General features: G+C 70.8%; 17 protein-coding genes. 5 read left to right on the top strand and 12 right to left on the bottom strand.

Going from position 1 to position 18,075, the window contains the following annotated elements; translation table 11 throughout:
• The first annotated feature begins 129 nt into the window (after window positions 1-129).
• Together Q1K33_RS18405 and Q1K33_RS18400 are read left to right on the top strand one after the other, a co-directional pair.
• On the top strand, window positions 130-1,074 hold the full coding sequence (locus Q1K33_RS18405) for an alpha/beta hydrolase (protein ID WP_300406201.1): 945 nt from the start codon (window positions 130-132) through the stop codon (window positions 1,072-1,074).
• A 62-nt stretch (window positions 1,075-1,136) separates the two neighbouring features.
• Complete coding sequence (locus Q1K33_RS18400; RefSeq protein WP_300406200.1) at window positions 1,137-3,395, top strand: 2OG-Fe(II) oxygenase; 2,259 nt, start codon at window positions 1,137-1,139, stop codon at window positions 3,393-3,395.
• 285 nt (window positions 3,396-3,680) lie between these two features.
• Here Q1K33_RS18400 and Q1K33_RS18395 read toward each other — a convergent pair whose 3' ends face one another.
• From Q1K33_RS18395 to rfbA, 5 genes are all read right to left on the bottom strand, one after another.
• The gene (locus Q1K33_RS18395; protein ID WP_300406199.1) at window positions 3,681-4,568 is read right to left on the bottom strand and encodes an N-acetylmuramoyl-L-alanine amidase; all 888 of its coding nucleotides are present in this window, start codon (window positions 4,566-4,568) and stop codon (window positions 3,681-3,683) included.
• The gene (gene galE / locus Q1K33_RS18390; protein WP_300406198.1) at window positions 4,565-5,569 is read right to left on the bottom strand and encodes a UDP-glucose 4-epimerase GalE; all 1,005 of its coding nucleotides are present in this window, start codon (window positions 5,567-5,569) and stop codon (window positions 4,565-4,567) included. The genes Q1K33_RS18395 and galE overlap by 4 nt, the downstream gene beginning before the upstream one ends.
• Window positions 5,570-5,635: 66 nt before the next feature.
• Window positions 5,636-5,815 carry a hypothetical protein gene (locus tag Q1K33_RS18385; protein ID WP_300406197.1) on the bottom strand — a complete coding sequence of 60 codons (180 nt, stop codon included), beginning with the start codon at window positions 5,813-5,815 and terminating at the stop codon, window positions 5,636-5,638.
• A gap of 277 nt (window positions 5,816-6,092) precedes the next feature.
• On the bottom strand, window positions 6,093-7,538 hold the full coding sequence (locus Q1K33_RS18380; protein WP_300406196.1) for a polysaccharide biosynthesis tyrosine autokinase: 1,446 nt from the start codon (window positions 7,536-7,538) through the stop codon (window positions 6,093-6,095).
• A 70-nt stretch (window positions 7,539-7,608) separates the two neighbouring features.
• On the bottom strand, window positions 7,609-8,496 hold the full coding sequence (gene rfbA, locus Q1K33_RS18375) for a glucose-1-phosphate thymidylyltransferase RfbA (RefSeq protein WP_300406195.1): 888 nt from the start codon (window positions 8,494-8,496) through the stop codon (window positions 7,609-7,611).
• Window positions 8,497-8,775: 279 nt separating this feature from the next.
• On the opposite strand from rfbA, the gene Q1K33_RS18370 reads away from it, so the two are divergent.
• From Q1K33_RS18370 to Q1K33_RS18360, 3 genes are read left to right on the top strand one after another with little or no spacing between them, the layout of a single operon-like run.
• Window positions 8,776-10,233 carry a sugar transferase gene (locus Q1K33_RS18370; protein ID WP_300406194.1) on the top strand — a complete coding sequence of 486 codons (1,458 nt, stop codon included), beginning with the start codon at window positions 8,776-8,778 and terminating at the stop codon, window positions 10,231-10,233.
• 40 nt (window positions 10,234-10,273) lie between these two features.
• On the top strand, window positions 10,274-11,269 hold the full coding sequence (gene rfbB, locus Q1K33_RS18365; protein ID WP_300406202.1) for a dTDP-glucose 4,6-dehydratase: 996 nt from the start codon (window positions 10,274-10,276) through the stop codon (window positions 11,267-11,269).
• On the top strand, window positions 11,266-12,657 hold the full coding sequence (locus Q1K33_RS18360; protein ID WP_300406193.1) for a bifunctional dTDP-4-dehydrorhamnose 3,5-epimerase family protein/NAD(P)-dependent oxidoreductase: 1,392 nt from the start codon (window positions 11,266-11,268) through the stop codon (window positions 12,655-12,657). The genes rfbB and Q1K33_RS18360 overlap by 4 nt, the downstream gene beginning before the upstream one ends.
• Before the next feature lie 179 nt (window positions 12,658-12,836).
• On the opposite strand, the gene Q1K33_RS18355 is transcribed toward Q1K33_RS18360, so the two are convergent.
• The 7 genes from Q1K33_RS18355 to Q1K33_RS18325 form a co-directional block, all read right to left on the bottom strand.
• Window positions 12,837-14,315, bottom strand: a complete 1,479-nt coding sequence (locus Q1K33_RS18355) for a polysaccharide biosynthesis tyrosine autokinase (protein ID WP_300406192.1) — start codon at window positions 14,313-14,315, stop codon at window positions 12,837-12,839.
• Between the two features lie 62 nt (window positions 14,316-14,377).
• Window positions 14,378-14,743, bottom strand: a complete 366-nt coding sequence (locus Q1K33_RS18350; protein WP_300406191.1) for a phosphomannose isomerase type II C-terminal cupin domain — start codon at window positions 14,741-14,743, stop codon at window positions 14,378-14,380.
• 159 nt (window positions 14,744-14,902) lie between these two features.
• Window positions 14,903-15,184: a DUF2516 family protein gene (locus Q1K33_RS18345; RefSeq protein WP_300406190.1), complete on the bottom strand. Its 282-nt coding sequence runs from the start codon at window positions 15,182-15,184 to the stop codon at window positions 14,903-14,905.
• Between the two features lie 174 nt (window positions 15,185-15,358).
• Window positions 15,359-16,015 carry a hypothetical protein gene (locus tag Q1K33_RS18340; protein WP_300406189.1) on the bottom strand — a complete coding sequence of 219 codons (657 nt, stop codon included), beginning with the start codon at window positions 16,013-16,015 and terminating at the stop codon, window positions 15,359-15,361.
• A gap of 11 nt (window positions 16,016-16,026) precedes the next feature.
• Window positions 16,027-16,518, bottom strand: a complete 492-nt coding sequence (locus tag Q1K33_RS18335) for a helix-turn-helix transcriptional regulator (protein ID WP_300406188.1) — start codon at window positions 16,516-16,518, stop codon at window positions 16,027-16,029.
• 127 nt (window positions 16,519-16,645) lie between these two features.
• Entirely contained in the window at window positions 16,646-17,611 is a 966-nt protein-coding gene (locus Q1K33_RS18330; protein ID WP_300406187.1) for an asparaginase, read from the bottom strand.
• On the bottom strand, window positions 17,608-17,958 hold the full coding sequence (locus tag Q1K33_RS18325) for a phosphomannose isomerase type II C-terminal cupin domain (protein WP_300406186.1): 351 nt from the start codon (window positions 17,956-17,958) through the stop codon (window positions 17,608-17,610). Before Q1K33_RS18325 ends, Q1K33_RS18330 begins: the two co-directional genes overlap by 4 nt.
• Between the last annotated feature and the right edge of the window lie 117 nt (window positions 17,959-18,075).

Here is an 18,075-nt window from a genome sequence, read left to right as displayed (position 1 = left end):
TTGACGGCGAGACCCGGTCGACTACGCGCGCGGGCGCCACACCCACCACGAAGAGCGGCGCAACCACCGCGGGCGTCCCACCCCCCCCGAACAGCACCCCGCAACCCAGGTGCGCAGTACCGTCACCCCATGCCACTCGACCCGGGCACCGCCGCCCTCCTCCAGCTGATCGACGCCGCGCCGTACCCGCCCATGCACGAGGGCACACCCGAGACCGCCCGCAAGGCGTTCCGCGCGATGACCACCGACCTGGTCACCGACGAGACCCGGATCCCGGTGGGATCGGTCGAGGACCTCGAGGTCGCGGGACGCCCCGCGCGGCTCTACCGTCCCGAAGGCGACGGACCCTTCCCGACGCTGGTCTACGTGCACGGTGGCGGGTTCGTGATCGGCGACCTGGACACCCACGACCAGACGTGTCGCAGCCTGTGCTCGGGGGCCGAGACCGTGGTGCTGTCCCTCGACTACCGGCTGGCTCCCGAAGCCGCCTTCCCCGCGGCCGTCGAGGACACCCTGGCCGCGGTCACCTGGGCGGCCGACCACCTCGCAGACCTCGGCGGCAACGACGTCCTCGCCGTCGGTGGGGACAGCGCCGGCGGCAACCTGTCGGCGGTCGCGGCGCAGGCGCTGCGCGACCGGGTCTCGGCCCAGGTCCTGATCTACCCCGCCACCCACATGACCGGCGACTACCCCTCACGCACCGAGAACGCCGAGGGCTACTTCCTCGACATGGCCACGATGCTGTGGTTCAGCGGGCACTACCTGGGCACGGATGGCACTGAGTCCCCCGCGGCCGTCGACGAGCTCGACCTCGACGACATCCGACACTCCCCGCTGCTCGGCGACCTCGCCGGGGTGGCGCCGGCGATCGTCGTCACCGCCGAGTACGACCCCCTTCGCGACGAGGGCGAGGCCTTCGCCGATGCCCTCGAGAAGGCCGGCGTCGCCGTCGACCGCGCGCGCTACGACGGGCTGGTGCACGGGTTCATCGACATGGGTCCGATGAGCCCGGCGGCCGCCGACGCGCTGGCCGACGTCGTGGCCAGGACGAAGCGGTTGCTGCACAGCAGCTGATGTTCGGCAGGCGTCGCGGGGTGCCCAGAGATCATTCGTCCGGTCCCTCGTAGTCTCCCCCCATGGGAACCGCTGCGCGTGATCACCTGGTCCGGGTGCTCGCCGGTCAGGAGGTGCCGCGCTCCGACGCCGTTACGCTCAGGCTGTCGTGCGACGCCCTCACCCTGCAGGTGGCCGGCGTCGGTCCGGTCACGTTCCCTGTCCGGGCGGCTCAAGCCAAGCGTCTGATCGCAGTAGCGCGCCCGGCACGGTTCGGCCGAGGCAGGGACACCCTCAGCGACGCGTCCGTTCGCGACACATGGGAGATCACACCCGACCAGGTCACTCTCGAAGGAGCGGATGGGGACGGACACCTCGCTGCGTCGCTGGAGCGCGTTCGTGACGAGCTCGGTCTCCCCCCGGGCTCAAACCTGCGCGCCGAGCTGCACTCGCTGCTCGTCTATGGCAAGGGCCAGTTCTTCCTTCCCCACCAGGACTCCGAGAAGCACGACGACATGGTCGCCACCCTTGTCGTGTCGCTGCCCTCGATCCACAGTGGGGGCGAGCTCGTGGTCGACGACGCGGGCACGGAGCGCGCGTTCCGTGCCTCGCGTGACGACCTCGTCCTCGTCGCGTTCTACGCCGACCGTCGACACGAGGTCCGACCCGTCCGCTCAGGCTACCGGGTCGCGTTGACCTTCAACCTCATGCTGACCGGCCCCGCGCCCACCGCCGAGGCCGGCCCGGCTGCACAGACCGCTCGTCATCTCGGCGAGCACTTCGGCTCGCGGGCCACCACGTCCTACGGCCGCGACCTCGGCGAGCCGACACGCTTGGTGTTCCTGCTTGACCACGAGTACACCCAGGCCGGGCTGAAATCCGGGCGCTTCAAGGGTGCCGACGCCGAGCGCATCGCGATTCTCCAGGAAGCCGCCGCCCAGAGCGGATGCGAGACAGTTCTCGCCCTGGCCGAGGTCAAGGAGACCTGGGACGCGCAACCGGCTGAGGAGCCGTGGCGGTTCGGAGGGACGTACGGCGACCAGGACGAGGACTACTACGACGGCGAGCCCGAGGACGCCAGCGCCCATGACCTCAACGCGCTCATCGACGACGAGATCTCCCTCGGCTGGTGGGTTTCGCCCGATGGCTCCGGTGCGGAGACGATCGCCCTCCCCGTGGGCGAGCACGAGGTCTGCGCCGTCACGCCCTCGCGGTCGTTGACGCCGTACCGCTCCGAGTACGAAGGTTTCATGGGCAATTACGGCAACACGGTCGACCGGTGGTACCGGCGGGCTGCCGTGGTGGTGTGGCCTCGAGAGAGGTCGTTCGCGGCGCGCGCCGAGGCGGGTTCATCCTGGGCGCTCCGTACGTTGTTGAAGACCATCGAGGCGGGAGACCTTGAGCGTGCCAGGTCCGATGCAAGATCGCTGGAGCCGTTCTGGCTCCACGTCGAGGCACACGCACTCGTCCCCGCTCTCGAAGTGGCGGGGGGACTGCGCGATACCGACGCCGCCGCAGTGGTGCTGGGCCCCTTCCGCCTCGAGATGGTGTCCTCCGATCACGCCGTCCAACTGGCCGCCCTATCGGACCGGTACGGCGAGGCGTGGACGAAGGACCTCATCGACCGGTGGGCTTCGGCGCATCGTTTCGGCGCAGTTGACCGCCTCACGTGGGTCGACAGCGCCCTGCTGCCGCTGTCCGTGGCCTTGCGCGATAACCGAGCCGAGGCGCTCGCCGACCATCTCGACCACTGCATCTGGCAATGGCTCTCGACACGGATCGCCACGTGGGTGGAGCACGATCATGCGGGTCGACGCAGCTCGAACCTGGCCGAGCTCGCCGTGCCTCTCGCGCGGTTGCTGGAGTCGGTCTCCGATGAGAGGGGCGCGAGCATCGCCGAGGCTCTGGACGCCATGGACGACAACGTCGTCGAGCTCCTCGTGCCGGCACTCCAGGAGAACTGCGCGACCACGAGGGCGACGACCCTCAACATCGCTGAGGCCGTGCGCGACCGGTTGTCCCGGCTGCTCGAGCGTCCTGCGCGGGCGGCGGACGACTGGTCGATCGCCTGGACCGGGTGCGGGTGTGATCACTGCCTTCGCCTGGAGGAGTTTCTGGGCTCGCCCGAACGCCGACACGAGTGGCCGCTCGCCAAGCCAGGTCGCCAGCACGTGCATCGACAGTTGGACAACGCCGGGCTGCCCGTTCGACACGTCACGAGACGCCAGGGACGACCCTTCACCCTCGTTCTGGAGAAGACCGACGAGCTCTTCGAGCTAGACCTCGTCACCCGCCGCCGGTGGACGAGTGACCTGGACTGGATAACGTCGGCCTACGCATGAGTTGCCCGCGCCCTCGACCGAGGCCCCTACGCCAATGCGCCTCAGGTGAATGTGAGCGAGGACGGATTCGTCAGCGCGGGCTGCTCCGGTGCCGCCGAGCGCCACACCTTCGGCGAGCTCACCCAGTGGGTCGTATGGAGTCTCGAGCATCCGGTCGACGCCGCGGCCGACGCGGTGCAGGGCTCCGCGAGCAGCCCGCTTTCGAGACTCCACGGACAGCACTCCCGCCACGCTTGTGCCGTCGCAGGGAATCTCGTCGCGTCGCGGTTGCCGCTCTTCGCGACGTCAGTCGTCGAAGCGGAGCGGCTCGCCCTGCGCCGTCGCGTGCGAGCGGACGAACGCCCGCGCACCCTGCACCAGCGCCTTCGCGTACGTCGCGCGCCCGCGCCTGCTCGTCATCATCCGGGCATCGCCGGCGTCACGCATGTTGCCCAGCTCGACCATCACCGTCGGGACGTCGGAGAGGTTGAGGGTGCCCAGGTCGGCACGGAAGTCCAGGCCGTCGCCGCCCGCGACGTACGTCGCGTGGTCGAGGCCGGCGCGCCGGTGCAGGGCCGCGCGGACCTTGGTCGCGAGCAGTCGCGACGAGCGGTAGATGTCGTGGGTCCACGGCCGGCGGTCGGTCGGGGCGATCACGTGGAAGCCGTGCGCGCCGTCGGCGTACGACCCGTCACCGTGGATGCTGAGCTTGAGATCGGCGCCAGAGGAGTTGCCCGCACGACCACGCTCGTCCACGCACGGGCCCCAGCGCTTGGCCGAGTTGGTGGAGCGGGTCAGCTGCACCCTGGCGCCGAGCTTCTCCAGCCGGCGCCGCACCTGCCGGGTCACCTGCCACCCGAAGGTCGCCTCGGCGTACCCGCCGTTGGTCGACGTACCCGTCGTGTTGCACGCCTTCGTGAACCCTCCCGCGGGGACCTGCCGGTTGATCTTCTCGGGGAAGTTGCGGTTGCCGAGCTGATGGCCGGGGTCGAGCACGACCCTCGTGCCGCGCAGCGGTCTCGCCGTACGACGACCCTCGGCGACCGCGGACTGCGTCGCCGGGGCCGTCTCCTCGGACGGCGCAGCCGGCGCGGCCGCCACGGCACGGCTGTCGGGCGCGCCGTGCGCGGCGCACCCGCCGAGCAGGAGGCTGCCCAGCACCACGCCAGCGACGACCCAGCGAGGACGGGTCATTCGTAGCCCAGGATCTCCTGGCGCCGCTCTGCCCAGGCCAGCGCGGAGGCGATGGCCTCGTCGATGCTGAGCTCGGCGCGCCAGCCGAGGAGCTCGGCCGCCTTGTCGACGTTGGCGTAGGCGCCGACCACGTCACCGGGTCGCGGCGGCGCCTCGGTGAGCGGCACCGAGCTGCCGAAGACCTTCTCGAAGGAGGCGACGAGCTCGCGCACGGTCACGCCGTCGCCGGTGCCGACGTTGATGATCGTGCTGGGCGCCGCCACCTCGGCGAGCACGTCGTCGAACTTCTCCACCGCACGCACGTGGGCGCGGGCGAGGTCCCAGACGTGGATGTAGTCGCGGATGCCGGTGCCGTCACGGGTCGGCAAGTCGGTGCCGGTGATGGTGAACGTCGGCTTCTGGCCGCGAGCGGCCAGCACGAGCTGGCCGAGCACGTGGGAGGGCTCCTTGACGTAGATGCCCGACTCGAGGCCCGGGTCGGAGCCGATCGGGTTGAAGTAGCGCAGGATGACCGCGCGCAGGTCGGTCGAGGCGGCGAGGTCCTGCAGGACCAGCTCCATCATCAGCTTGGTCCGGGCGTACGGCGACCCCGTGCCGAGGCCGTCCTCCTCGGTCACCTCGAAGCCGTCCTTGGTGGCGTAGAGGCTCGCCGAGCTGGAGAAGAGCACCCGCGGCAGGCCGAGCGCGGTGAGCTCGTCGAAGAGCTCGAGGGACTTGGCGACGTTGTCGCGGTAGTACTCGTAGGGCTTCTCGACGGACTCGGGCACGACGATGCGCGCCGCCATGTGGATGGTGGCGTCCAGGTCGGGGTGCTCCTCGGCGATCCGGCCCAGCAGGGCGCGGTCGGCGATGTCGCCCTCGTAGAAGATCCGGTCGCGCACGAACGCGCGCGGCCCGCTCAGCAGCGAGTCCAGGATCACCGGCGTGTGGCCGGCCTCCTCGAGCGCCTTGGCCGTGATGGATCCGATGTAGCCGGCGCCGCCGGTCAGGAGAACCTTCATGCCCGGCACACTATCCGGCCAGTCCGGCTGACCCGGCTGGTCGGTCTGCGAGGCGCGAGCGGTGCGTCAGCCGACGCCGCGCACCTCGGGTCGGCGCAGCAGGCCCGTGCGGGGGGCGAGGGGCTCGGCGCCGACGGCCTCGGGCTCGTCGCCGCGACGGATCAGTCGTCCGATCAGCAGGGCGAGCGGCAGCGGCACGATGATCCAGGCCGTCAGGCCGATGAGGATCCACAGTCCGATCGACATGGAGCGGTCCTTCGCTTGGGGGAACCATGACGGTACCGCAGCAGCGGCTCGACGGGGCGACATTCCGACGACCTCCCTCCGGCCGTCGGCGCCGCCCCGTCGTAGCGCTTGGGGGGCTGCTGAGGCTCGGTCACTCGCTCGGGACGGGCGACCTCGCCATCACCGATGAGTCTGCGCCACCGCGGCGGTGCGCGGCATCGGCCGCGCAGGCCGGGCCGTCTAGTCACATGGGGCCAGACGGAGCGGCCGGTCGGTCAGCCGGGGGTCGGCCGGCCGGTCAGCCGACCTTGCGGCTGGACTTCTTCGGCCTGTCGCGCGCGTCGTAGCGCTGGTAGCCGCCGTACGTCGCGGAGTCGCGCCGGCGCAGGGGTACGGCGTTCATCACCACGCCCATCGGGGCAGCGCCGACCTGGCGCAGGCGCTCGACGGCGCTGCGGAGCTGGTCCTTGGTCGTGCGACCGTGCCGCACGACGAGGAGCACGCCGTCGGCGCGGGCGGCGAGCAGGGCGGCGTCGGTGACCGGGTTGAGGGGCGCGCAGTCGACGATGACGACCTCGTGGTCGGCGCGCACCCGCTCGAGGAGCTGCGACATCGCCTGGGTCTGCAGCAGCTCGGCCGGGTTGGGTGGCACCACGCCGCTCGGCAGGACCGCCAGCCCGGTGTCGGGGTGGGTCCAGATCGCGTCGGCGAGGTCGACCTTGCCGAGCAGGACGGTGGTGACGCCGGCGGAGCCGTCGATGTCGAAGGTCTCCGCGACCTGGGGGCGGCGCAGGTCGCCGTCGACGAGCAGGGTGCGGACCCCGGCGCGGGACAGGGTCAGGGCGAGGTTGACGGCGGTGGACGACTTGCCCTCCTCGGCCTGGCAGGAGGTGACCGCGATCAGCTTGTGGGCGGCGTCGGGGTCGGCGAACTGGACGCCGGTGCGCAGCGCGCGGAACCCCTCGACCCGGGGCGAGTGCTGGTCGAGCTCGGTGACGAGCTTGCGGCGGCTGGCCGGCGACTCGTAGGCGATCGTGGCCAGCACCGGTGCGTCGATCAGGGCGGTGACCTCCTCGCCGGTGCGCACAGAGGTCATCAACGCCTCGCGAAGCCCGGTCAGGATCAGGCCCAGCAGCAGTCCGGCACCGGCGGCGACGAGGAGGGTGTTGAGCGGCTGGGGCGAGACCGGCTCGTCGTCGAAGGAGGCGAAGTCGATCACCGTGAAGCCGGGGTCCTCGGCCGTGCCGAGGCCACCGGTCTCGATGTCGGTGGCGGTCGCGATGAGCTCTTCGGCGTAGGTCTGCGCGATCACCTGGGCCGTGGCCGGATCGGGGTCGGTGACCCGGATCTCCAGGACCGCCGAGCCGGGCACCGCCCTGGCGCTCACCTGCTCGAGCAGCACGTCGCCGTCGAGGTCGCTCTCACCGCGGTAGGCCGGGTCGCCCAGCAGGCTCGAGGCCACCCTGCTGGCGAGGACCTGGCTGGTGACCACCTCGGCGTACGTCGTCGCCCGCTCCTCCGAGATCGGGCCCGCACCCACGCCCGCGCCGTCGCTCTCGTCGCCGTCGGTCTGAGCACCGTCGGCGGGGGCGGCGGCCGCCGAGACCACGACCCGCACGGTCGACTCGTAGCTGGGAGTCTCCTGCTCGGTGAGCACGTAGGCGCCGCCGAGCGCGACGGCCAGGCACACCAGGATCAGGATGGTGTTGCGGCGCAGGGCGCGCGCCACGCGGCGGATGAACACGGGACCGAACGCTCCGATCTGAGACGACCCCCCAGGATGTCGGCCCCGACCCTAGTCGGTCCTCCGTGGCTCAGCCGCGTCGACCCCGCTCGACCTGCTCGTCCAGCAGGCCCAGCAGGTAGCCGCCGTACCCGCTCTTGAGCAGGCCCTCGCCCAGCGCCGCCAGCCGGGCATCGTCGATGTAGCCCATCCGCCAGGCGACCTCCTCCGGGGCGCCGACCTTGGTGCCCTGGCGGGCCTCGATCGCGCGCACGAAGTTGCCGGCGTCGTTGAGGTCGTCGAAGGTCCCGGTGTCGAGCCAGGCCGAACCGCGCGGCAGTACCTCGACCTGGAGTCGGCCCTGGTCGAGGTAGCGGCGGTTGAGGTCGGTGATCTCGAGCTCGCCGCGCGCCGACGGCGTCAGGTCGCGGGCCAGCGTGACGACGTCGTTGTCGTAGAAGTACAGCCCCGGTACGGCGAAGCTGCTGCGCGGTCGCTCCGGCTTCTCCTCCAGCGAGATCGCGCGGAAGTCGTCGTCGAACTCCACCACGCCGTACGCCGACGGGTCGGCCACGCGGTAGCCGAAGACGGCCGCACCGTCGAGGTCGGTGAAACGGCGCAGCCGGGTGCCGAGGCCGGAGCCGTAGAAGATGTTGTCGCCCAGCACCAGTGCCACCCGGTCGCTGCCGATGTGATCCTCGCCGATGACGAACGCCTGGGCGAGCCCGTCCGGCGCGGGCTGGGTCGCGTAGGAGATCTCGATCCCGAGCCGCGAGCCGTCGCCGAGCAGGCGGACGAACTGCTCGGCCTCGTGCGGGGTCGTGATCACCAGGACCTCACGGATCCCGGCGAGCATCAGCGTCGACAGCGGGTAGTGGACCATCGGCTTGTCGTAGACCGGCATCAGCTGCTTCGACACCGCGTGGGTGATCGGGTGCAGCCGCGAGCCGGTGCCGCCGGCCAGGATGATCCCCTTCATGCCTCCCAGCATGCCCTACCCGCGGCGCCCAGACCCTCCGGGAACCGTGACGCATGGGGCAGAAGTGACGATGATCGGGCCCATTACCTGTCCGGACCTTGTCCGGACACCGCCTGCGCGGGTGAGGTCGCTCTCGTCAGGGGTGTCATCATGCCCGATCCGTGGTTAGGTATGCATACGCGATTTGGTCTGCGACCCGACCTGTTGCGAGTGGTCTCGGAGGGCATGCAACGACGCAGCCGACGTCAACCCAGTGACGGCGAAGTGGAGTAGCGCGCGATGAGTCTGATGACCCAGCGAGGCACGTGGGCACGGTCGGTGGCACGATCACGCGCCCTGCGCTACCTCCCCACGACCGCGTTCGTCATCGACCTGGCCATCATCACCGGCGCCACCGTGCTGGCCGGCATGGTCCGCGAGGGCTGGAAGTTCTTCGAGACCCCCGCCGAGATCAGCAGCACCGTCGCCGTGGCCGGGCCGTGCATCGTGGTGACCTGGATGCTCTGCATCCTCTTCGCCGGCGCCTACAGCACCAGTCAGTTCGAGGTCGGGACCGACGAGTTCCGCCGGGTCGCCACCGCCAGCCTCGCCGCCGCCGGCCTGGTCGGGGTGGGCTGCTTCCTGCTCGACTACCCGCTCTCGCGCGGCTTCTTCGGCGTCGCCTTCGTCCTCGGGCTGTTCGGACTGCTCCTGGGGCGCCTCGCCCTGCGGCGGGCGATCCACAGCGCCCGCCAGGTCGGCGCGCTGCAGCACAACGTCCTCATCGTCGGCAGTCGGTTCGGCGTCGACGAGGTGGCGTCCGTGATCACCCGGGAGAAGCGTCTCGGCTACCAGGTCGTCGGGTGCCTGACCCCGGCCAACGATCCGGCCATCGAGACCGACGCCGGCATCCCGGTCATCGGCGACTGCTCCGACGTCACCCAGAAGGTCGTCGCCTCCGGCGCCGACATCGTCTTCTTCGCCAACGGCGGCGTCACCTCGGCCGAGCAGATGCGGCGCATCGCCTGGGACCTCGAGCACCACGACGTCCACGTCGTCGTCGCGCCGAGCATCTCGGAGGTCTCCGGCGACCGGGTCCGGATCCGGCCCGTCGGCGGCCTCCCCCTGATCCACCTCGACCCGCCCCGCGCCACCGACGCCGCCCGCTGGGGCAAGCGTCTGCTCGACGTCGTCGGGTCGCTGGGCCTCCTGCTCGTCGCGTCACCGATCCTGGCCTTCGCCGCCCTGCGGGTGAAGATGCACGACGGCGGTCCGATCCTCTTCCGCCAGACCCGCACCGGACGCGACGGCGAGGAGTTCTCGCTGCTGAAGTTCCGCACGATGGTCACCGACGCCGAGAAGCGCCTGGCCGACCTGCACGCCCAGCAGGGGTACGACGGCGGGCTGTTCAAGATGGCCGAGGACCCGCGGATCACCAAGCCGGGCCGCTGGCTGCGCCGCTTCTCGATCGACGAGCTGCCGCAGCTCGTCAACGTCCTGCGCGGCGAGATGAGCCTGGTCGGTCCGCGCCCGCCGCTGCCGCTCGAGGTCGCCCAGTACCAAGGCGACACGTCGCGCCGCCTGCACGTCCGCCCCGGCCTGACCGGGCTGTGGCAGATCTCCGGGCGCTCCAACCTCTCCTTCGACGAGGCGATCCGCCTCGACCTCTACTACGTCGACAACTGGTCGATGTTCCAGGACCTCTCGATCCTGCTCAAGACGCTCGGCGCCGTCGTCGGCTCCCGCGGCGCCTACTGACCGACGCCCGGGGTGGCCCGCCCCCTACGGTGGTCCCGTGATGCGCGTACTCGTGACCGGCGGCGCCGGCTTCATCGGCTCCAACTTCGTCCACCACCTCGTGCGGCACACCGACGTGGTCGTGACAGTGCTCGACAAGCTGACCTACGCCGCCTCGCGCGCCGCCCTGGAGGGCCTGCCCACCGACCGGGTCAACCTGGTCGTGGGCGACGTCGCCGACCAGCCGCTGGTCGACCGCCTGGCCGCGGGGCACGACGCCATCGTGCACTTCGCCGCCGAGTCGCACAACGACAACTCGCTGACCGAGCCCGGCCCGTTCATCCAGACCAACCTGGTCGGCACGTTCTGCGTGCTCGAGGCGGCCCGGCGCCACGGTACCCGGCTGCACCACATCTCCACCGACGAGGTGTACGGCGACCTCGAGCTCGACGACCCGCAGCGCTTCACCGAGGCGACGCCGTACAACCCCAGCAGCCCCTACAGCGCCGCCAAGGCCGGCTCCGACCACCTGGTGCGCGCGTGGGTGCGCAGCTTCGGCGTGAAGGCGACCATCAGCAACTGCTCCAACAACTACGGCCCCTGGCAGCACGTCGAGAAGTTCATCCCCCGCCAGATCACCAACGTCCTCGATGGCCACCGGCCCAAGGTCTACGGCACCGGCACCAACGTGCGCGACTGGATCCATGCCGAGGACCACAGCTCGGCGGTCTGGACGATCCTGCAGCAGGGTCGGATCGGCGAGACCTACCTGATCGGCGCCGACGGCGAGCACAACAACCTCGACGTCGTCGCGCTGATCCTGGAGCACCTCGGCCGCCCCGCCGACGACTACGACCTCGTCACCGATCGCGCCGGCCACGACCTGCGCTACGCCATCGACTCCACCAAGCTGCGCGACGAGCTCGGCTGGCGCCCGGCCCATCCCGACTTCGGCGCGGGCCTGGCGCACACGATCGAGTGGTACCGCGACCACGAGTCCTGGTGGCGCCCGCACAAGGCGGCGACCGAGGCGGCCTACGAGGTGAAGGGCCAGTGAGCCTGTCGGTCGAGACCACGGCCATCCCCGGCCTGCTCGTCGTCCGTCTCCCGCTCCACGAGGACGCGCGCGGGTGGTTCAAGGAGGCCTGGCAGCGCGAGAAGATGGTCGCGCTGGGGCTGCCGGACTTCGGACCGGTGCAGCACAACGTCTCCTACAACGCGGTCCGCGGGGCGACCCGCGGGATCCACGCCGAGCCCTGGGACAAGTTCGTCTCCGTCTCCACCGGGCGCGCCTTCGGGGCCTGGGTCGACCTGCGCGCCGGCGACTCCTTCGGGGCGACAGTGACGGTCGAGCTGGACCCGTCGGTGGCGGTGTTCGTGCCGCGCGGGGTCGGCAACAGCTATCAGACCCTCACCGACGACGTCGCCTACGGCTACCTGGTCAACGACCACTGGCGCGCCGGCCAGACCTACCCGGCGCTGGCGCTCGACGAGCCGACGGCCGCGATCGCCTGGCCGATCCCGCTCGACGAGGCGGAGATCTCCGCCAAGGACCGCGCCCAGCCCCTCCTGGCCGACGTCACGCCGATGACCCCGCGGCGACCCCTCGTGCTCGGCGCGCGCGGCCAGCTCGGCCGGGCGCTCCTGGCGGCCTTCCCGGACGCGCTGGGCGTGGACCTCCCCGGCTCCGGGGCCGAAGCCTCCTTGGACGTCACCGACCCCGCAGCCGTCGCCGCCTGGCCGTGGCGCGAGCACGACGTGATCCTCAACGCCGCGGCCTACACCGCGGTGGACGCGGCCGAGACGCCCGACGGGCGCCGTACGGCCTGGCAGGTCAACGCCCAGGCCCCGGCCACGTTGGCGAAGGTCGCCGACGAGCACGGCCTCACCCTGGTGCACTTCTCCTCCGAGTACGTCTTCGACGGCACCGCCGAGGTGCACACCGAGGACGAGCCGCTCTCGCCGCTGGGCGTCTACGCGCAGACCAAGGCCGCCGGGGACCTCGCCGCCGCCACCGCGCGACGCCACCTGGTGCTGCGGACGTCGTGGCTGATCGGGGACGGCGGCAACTTCGTGCGGACGATGGCCCGCCTCGCGGACGACGGGGTCTCCCCCGCCGTGGTCGACGACCAGACCGGGCGCCTGACCTTCGCCACCGACCTGGCGTCGGCGACGCGTCACCTGCTGACCACGGATGCGCCCAGCGGGACCTACCAGGTCAGCAACGCCGGCCCCGCCATGTCGTGGGCCGACGTGGCCGAGGAGGTCTTCGCCCGCTGCGGCCGCGAGCGGAGCGACGTACGACGGGTCTCGACGCAGGAGTACGCCGCCGGCAAGCAGCTGGCTCCGCGCCCGGCCCACAGCCTGCTGGACCTGGACAAGCTGGCCGCCGCCGGTGTGAGCATGCCGGACGCCCTGGACGCCCTGGACGCCTACCTCGCGTGACGCCACTCCTCGGTCGTGGCCGGGGAGCGGCCGGGGAGCGGCCGGGGAGTGGCGATGTTACTGACCGCTGTAGCTACTACCCAGCGGTTACAACCGTCAGGTAGTAGTCACGGCGGTCAGTAACATGCCCGGTACGGCGGCCACCCCGCGCGAGCCGGGCACAGAGCAGACCGGGTGGATCAGGCCTCGTCGGCCGCGTCGCGACGCCGCTTGCCCTGCTTCTCGGCCGTCTTCTCCGCCGCCTTGATCGCCGCCTTCTCGGCCCGGGAGACCTTGGGGGGCTTCCCGGCGTCGTCGGTCGGCGCGTAGGTGTAGGTGTAGCCGTAGCCGTAGCCGTAGCCGCGGTTGGAGCGCTTCGGCGGCACCAGGTTGATCACGACGCCCAGGCACTTCGCGCCCACCGACTCGACCCGCTCGAGCGCGTGCTGGAGCTGGTCCTTGGTGGTCTTGCCGTGGCGCACGATGGCGAGCATGCCGTCGGCGCGGGCGGCCAGCAGGGCCGCGTCGGTGACGGGCAGCAGCGGCGGGGCGTCGAGGATGACGACGTCGAAGCGGCTGCGCAGGTCCTTGACCAGCAGCTCCATCGCGTGGGACTGCAGCAGCTCGGACGGGTTGGGCGGGCGCGGGCCGCAGGTCAGCACCGCCATGCCGGACTCGTGCTGGGTCTGCAGGGCGTCGTCGAGGGCGACCCGGCCGATGAGCACGCTGGTGGTGCCGACGGCGTCGTCGAGGTGGAGGCGCTTGGCCATCGTGGGCCGGCGCAGGTCGCACTCGACCAGCGCCACGGACTCCCCGGCCATCGCCAGGGTGATCGCCAGGCTGTGCGACGTGGTCGACTTGCCCTCACCGGGCAGCGAGCTCGACACGACGAAGACCCGGTGGTCCTGGTCGACCTCGACGTACTGCATGTTGGTGCGCAGCACCCGGAAGGCCTCGGCCCACGGCGTCGCCTCGGCGAGCGCGACGGTCTGCTCCTTGCGGGCGGCGTCCGGGTCGGAGTTGATGTTGCCCAGGATCGGCGCCGAGGTGATCTCGGCGATGTCGTCGCTGCTGCCGATCGTGGTGTCGAGCAGGTCGCGCAGGACCGCGATCCCGATGCCGAGCAGCAGGCCGAGCACGACACCGAGGGCGAGGTTGCGCGTCGCGTTGGGGCTCACCGGGCTGCTGGTGACCTGGGCGTTGTCGACGATGGAGGCCCGGATGGGCGGCGAGCCGCCGTTGGGCGGCGTCTCGATGTCGGCAATCAGGCTGCTCAGCGACTGGGCGTAGGCCTGCGCGATGTCGCGGGCGACGACGGGGTCGGGGTCCATCGCGGTGATCACGATGTTGACCGTCGAGGGCACCACCGAGGCCGAGACCTCGGAGCGCAGCATCCCGGGGTCGAGCTCGCCGCCGAGCTCGTTGGCGACGGTCTCGGAGAGCTTGCGCGTCTTGACCAGGTCGACGTACGACGACACGCGCCGCGTCGCGAACTGGTCACCGGTCGCCGCCTCACCCGTGTCCGAGGACGGGGTCGAGACGAAGAGCTGGGCCGAGGAGGCGTACAGGGGCGTCGCCTGCCACGTGAGCAGGCCGGCGGCGCCGGTCGCGAGCAGCACCGCGAGCACGACCAGCCGCCAGCGGCGACGAATGGTCAGCCAGTAGTCTCTGAGTTCCACAGGCCCCGCCCTATCGATGTCGTCGAGTGAGCGCTGAGCCTACCTGCCCGAGGCCGAGAAGTTCAGACGGCCTCTGCGCTCGGCGCACGACCGTAGTCGTCCTCGAGCCGGACGATGTCGTCCTCGCCGGTGTAGGCACCCATCTGGACCTCGATCAGCACCAGGACCTCCTCGTCCATGTTGGTGATCCGGTGGGCCTGGCCGATGGCGATGTCGATCGACTCGCCGGGGCCGATGATGACCGTCTGGCCGTCGACCACGCAGGTCGCCTTGCCCGACACGACCGCCCAGTGCTCGGCGCGGTGCTCGTGGGTCTGGTAGCTCAGGCGCTGCATCGGGTCGACGGTGATCCGCTTGACCTTGAAGCCGTCGCCCTCGTCCAGCACCATCCAGGTGCCCCAGGGCCGGGTGTCCTTCTCGCCGATCATGTCGTGTCCTTTGCGTGTGGGCGTGTCATGAGTGAGTAGGGCGGGGGGACCCAGAACTTCCCGAGACCACGACCGTAGCGATTCAGAAGTCACGCAGGTTGAAAAGCGGCAAACCTTTGGAGGAATTCACCGTGCCGTTCACTTGGTAACGGCCAGGTTTCAGCGGCGGCGCAGGCTCCCCAGCGCCGGGCGTACGTCGGTGAGGTAGACGAGCGCGGCGATGAACAGCGCGATCTGCACGATGAACAGCCCGATCGAGACGAACTGCAGCACCACGCCGAGGCCCAGGATCGTGCACCAGGCCGGCTTGGTCAGCTTGCCGGCGGCCTCGTAGGACTCGGCGGAGTAGAGCAGCGAGTTGACGAAGGCGAAGATCACCGTGGCGAGGACGCCGAAGTACACGAGGAGCGAGACGTAGCTCTCGGCTTCGAAGATTCCCATAGTGCTCCCACCCTACCGACGGTGGTCGAGGTGCGAAGGCGCGCTAGCGCCTGAGCCTCGAGACCCCGGACGCAGCACGACCCCCGCAGGAGCTCTGCGGGGGTCGTACGGCGGTGGAGCCGGCCGTTCAGCTCAGAACAGCGTCAACTGGTCGTCCGGCTCTTCCTGTGCTCTTCAGGCCTGGTCGGCCGCCGGGGTGGCCGGGGTCGACGAGGTCGACGAGGTCGACGAGGTGGCGGCCTTCTTGGCGGGCGCCTTCTTGGCCGGAGCCTTCTTCGCCGTGGTCTTCTTGGCCGGCGCCTTCTTGGCGGTCGGCTTCGCGGCGCTCTTGCTGGCCGGCTTGCGGACCGGGGCCTTCTTGGAGGCGGGCTTGGTCTGGTTGACCTTCACCTCGACGGTCGCGGTCGAGGGCAGCTTGGTGCCGCGCACGACGGCCTCGCCGCGCTTGGCCAGGTCACCGTAGGTGCCCAGGACGGTGCCGGTGACGGTGGCGACGTTGTCGTTGACCGTGGTCTGGACCTTCGTCGGCAGCGCCTTCGCGTCGGCCTGCAGCTCGGCGACGCGGGCCTCGACGGCGGCGCGGCGGGCCTTGGCGGCCGAGAGGGCCGAGGAGCGGATGGTCTTCGGGTCGAAGTCGTTGACCGACTTCTGCACGTCGGCGACCCGGGTCTGGGCGTCCTTCTGGGCCGTGGTCACGAACTTCTGCACGTCGGCGACGTACTCCTTGACGGCGGTGACGGCGAGGTCACCGGCGCCGACGCCGGCGTAGAGGGGCTTCTGCGCGGCCGCGGGGACCTCGATGGACTTGAAATCGAACTTGGCCTTGGCCATGTGAGTGACTCCTAGAGTTGTGGTGCAGATGTGGTGGGCAGGGTGGAACCGTGCTGATCGATGTGCTGATCGATGTCTGCGCCCTCGGCACCGTCGGACTCGGACGAGTCCTCGGATCCCTCGGCCTCGGCGGCTTGCTCCGCCTCGGCTCCGTTCATCGCGATGAACGAGGAGTAGACGTCCAGAAGCGACTGCTTCTGTCGCTCGGTGAGCCCGGTGTCGCTCAACACTGCGACCTCCACCGACCCCCCGACTCCGTCGTCGGGGCTGACGATCCCTGCACGGACGTAGAGCTGTTCCGCGGAGATCCGCAGCGCACGAGCAATCTGCTGCAGCACTTCGGCCGAGGGCTTGCGCAGACCGCGTTCGATCTGGCTCAGGTAGGGGTTCGACACGCCGGCCTGCACGGCGAGCTGCCGCAGGGAGAGGCGCGATGCGACGCGCTGCTCCTTGAGGTAGTCACCGAGCGACTCGACGGTCTGCCCGACCTTGCTCTTGGCCATGCCCCCACTGTGCTAGCTGGAGTTAGCAGATTGCAAACTCAGCTAGCGTGACATGAGTTACACCCGGGTACGGCGGGCGTCCGGGCACGCCCGTCAGGCAAATCTCCCTGGAGTTGACTGCGGAAGATCAGAAGGTCGCGCGGATCTCCCCGACGGGCTTGCCGCCACCGAGCAGCACGGCTTCGCCGGTACGGCGTACGGCGTCGCCGTCGACCCAGTCCTCGCGGTCGACACCGGAGCGGGCCAGCGCGGCCGCCATCAGCACCGGGCGGGCCCGGGCGGCGCCGTCGTCGGTCTTGAGCGCGAACGCGCGTCCGTCGGCCAGCGCGACGGCGTAGCAGGACTCGGCGCCGGCCTTGCCGATCGAGCCGGGCATCGCCGTCAGCAGCGTGCGCTCGTCGCGGCGGGTGCCGGAGACCAGCTCGGGGTGGGTGCGGATCGCCGCGGCGATCCGAGCCTCGGGGCCGTCGGTGGCGGTGGCGATCGCGGCGAACGCGCGCGCCAGTCCGACCAGGGACGTCGACAGGAGCGGAGCCCCGCAGCCGTCGGTGGCGGAGACCTCGATCTCCTCCCCGGTGAGCTCGGCGAAGGTCTCGGCGATCGCCACCTGGAGCGGGTGCGCGGGGTCGAGGTAGGTCGCGGTGTCCCAGCCGTTGAGCACGCAGGTCGCGAGCATCGCGGAGTGCTTGCCCGAGCAGTTCATCGCGATCGAGGTGCGCGTGCCGCCGGCGGCGAGCACGGCCTCCTTGGCGACGTCGTCGAGCGGGAAGTCGGGCGGGGTCTGCAGGTCGGCCTCGCCGAGCCCGGCGCCCTCGAGGATCCGGCGGGCACCGGCGAGGTGCATCTCCTCCCCCGAGTGCGACGCGCAGGCCAGGGCCAGCAGGTCAGGCGGCAGGTCGAGACCGAGCCGCACCATCGCCAGCGCCTGGATGGGCTTGTTGCACGAGCGCGGCAGGATCGCGCTGCTCACGTCACCGACGGACCACTCGACGCTCCCGTCGCCCGCGAGCGCGACCACGGATCCGTAGTGGCGCCCCTCGACGAACCCGGAACGGACGATCTCGGCGACGACGGGCCGACCCGCAGACGTCACTCGTGCCTTCCGAAGTCGTCCTCGTGGCGCTGGATGTCGTCCTCGCCGGTGTAGGCGCCCTGCTGGACCTCGATGATCTGCAGGTCCTCGGAGTGCTCGTTGGAGAGCCGGTGCATGGCACCCAGCGGCACGTCGATGCAGTCGCCGGGCCCGGCCTTGACGACCGTCTCGCCGACCGTGCAGGTCGCGATCCCGAAGATCACCACCCAGTGCTCCGAGCGGTGCTCGTGGGTCTGCAGCGAGAGCCGCTTGCCCGGATGCACCACGATCCGCTTCACCTTGTAGCCCTGACCGTCCTCGATCACGTGCCAGCTGCCCCAGGGGCGGTCCTCAGACGTCACACTCATGCCCCGCAGGGTAGTGGTCCCCGCGCCCGCCGCGCGCCCACGGGTGACCACCCCCACACAACCCCACGTCGGAGGCTGAGCAGGCCGAGCCCCTGGGCGAGGCCGTCGACGAAGCCC

This window comes from Nocardioides sp. (assembly GCF_029937575.1).
GTDB lineage: Bacteria > Actinomycetota > Actinomycetes > Propionibacteriales > Nocardioidaceae > Nocardioides.
Note: the sequence above shows the minus strand (reverse complement) of the source record. Positions and strands in the feature narration are given on the sequence as shown.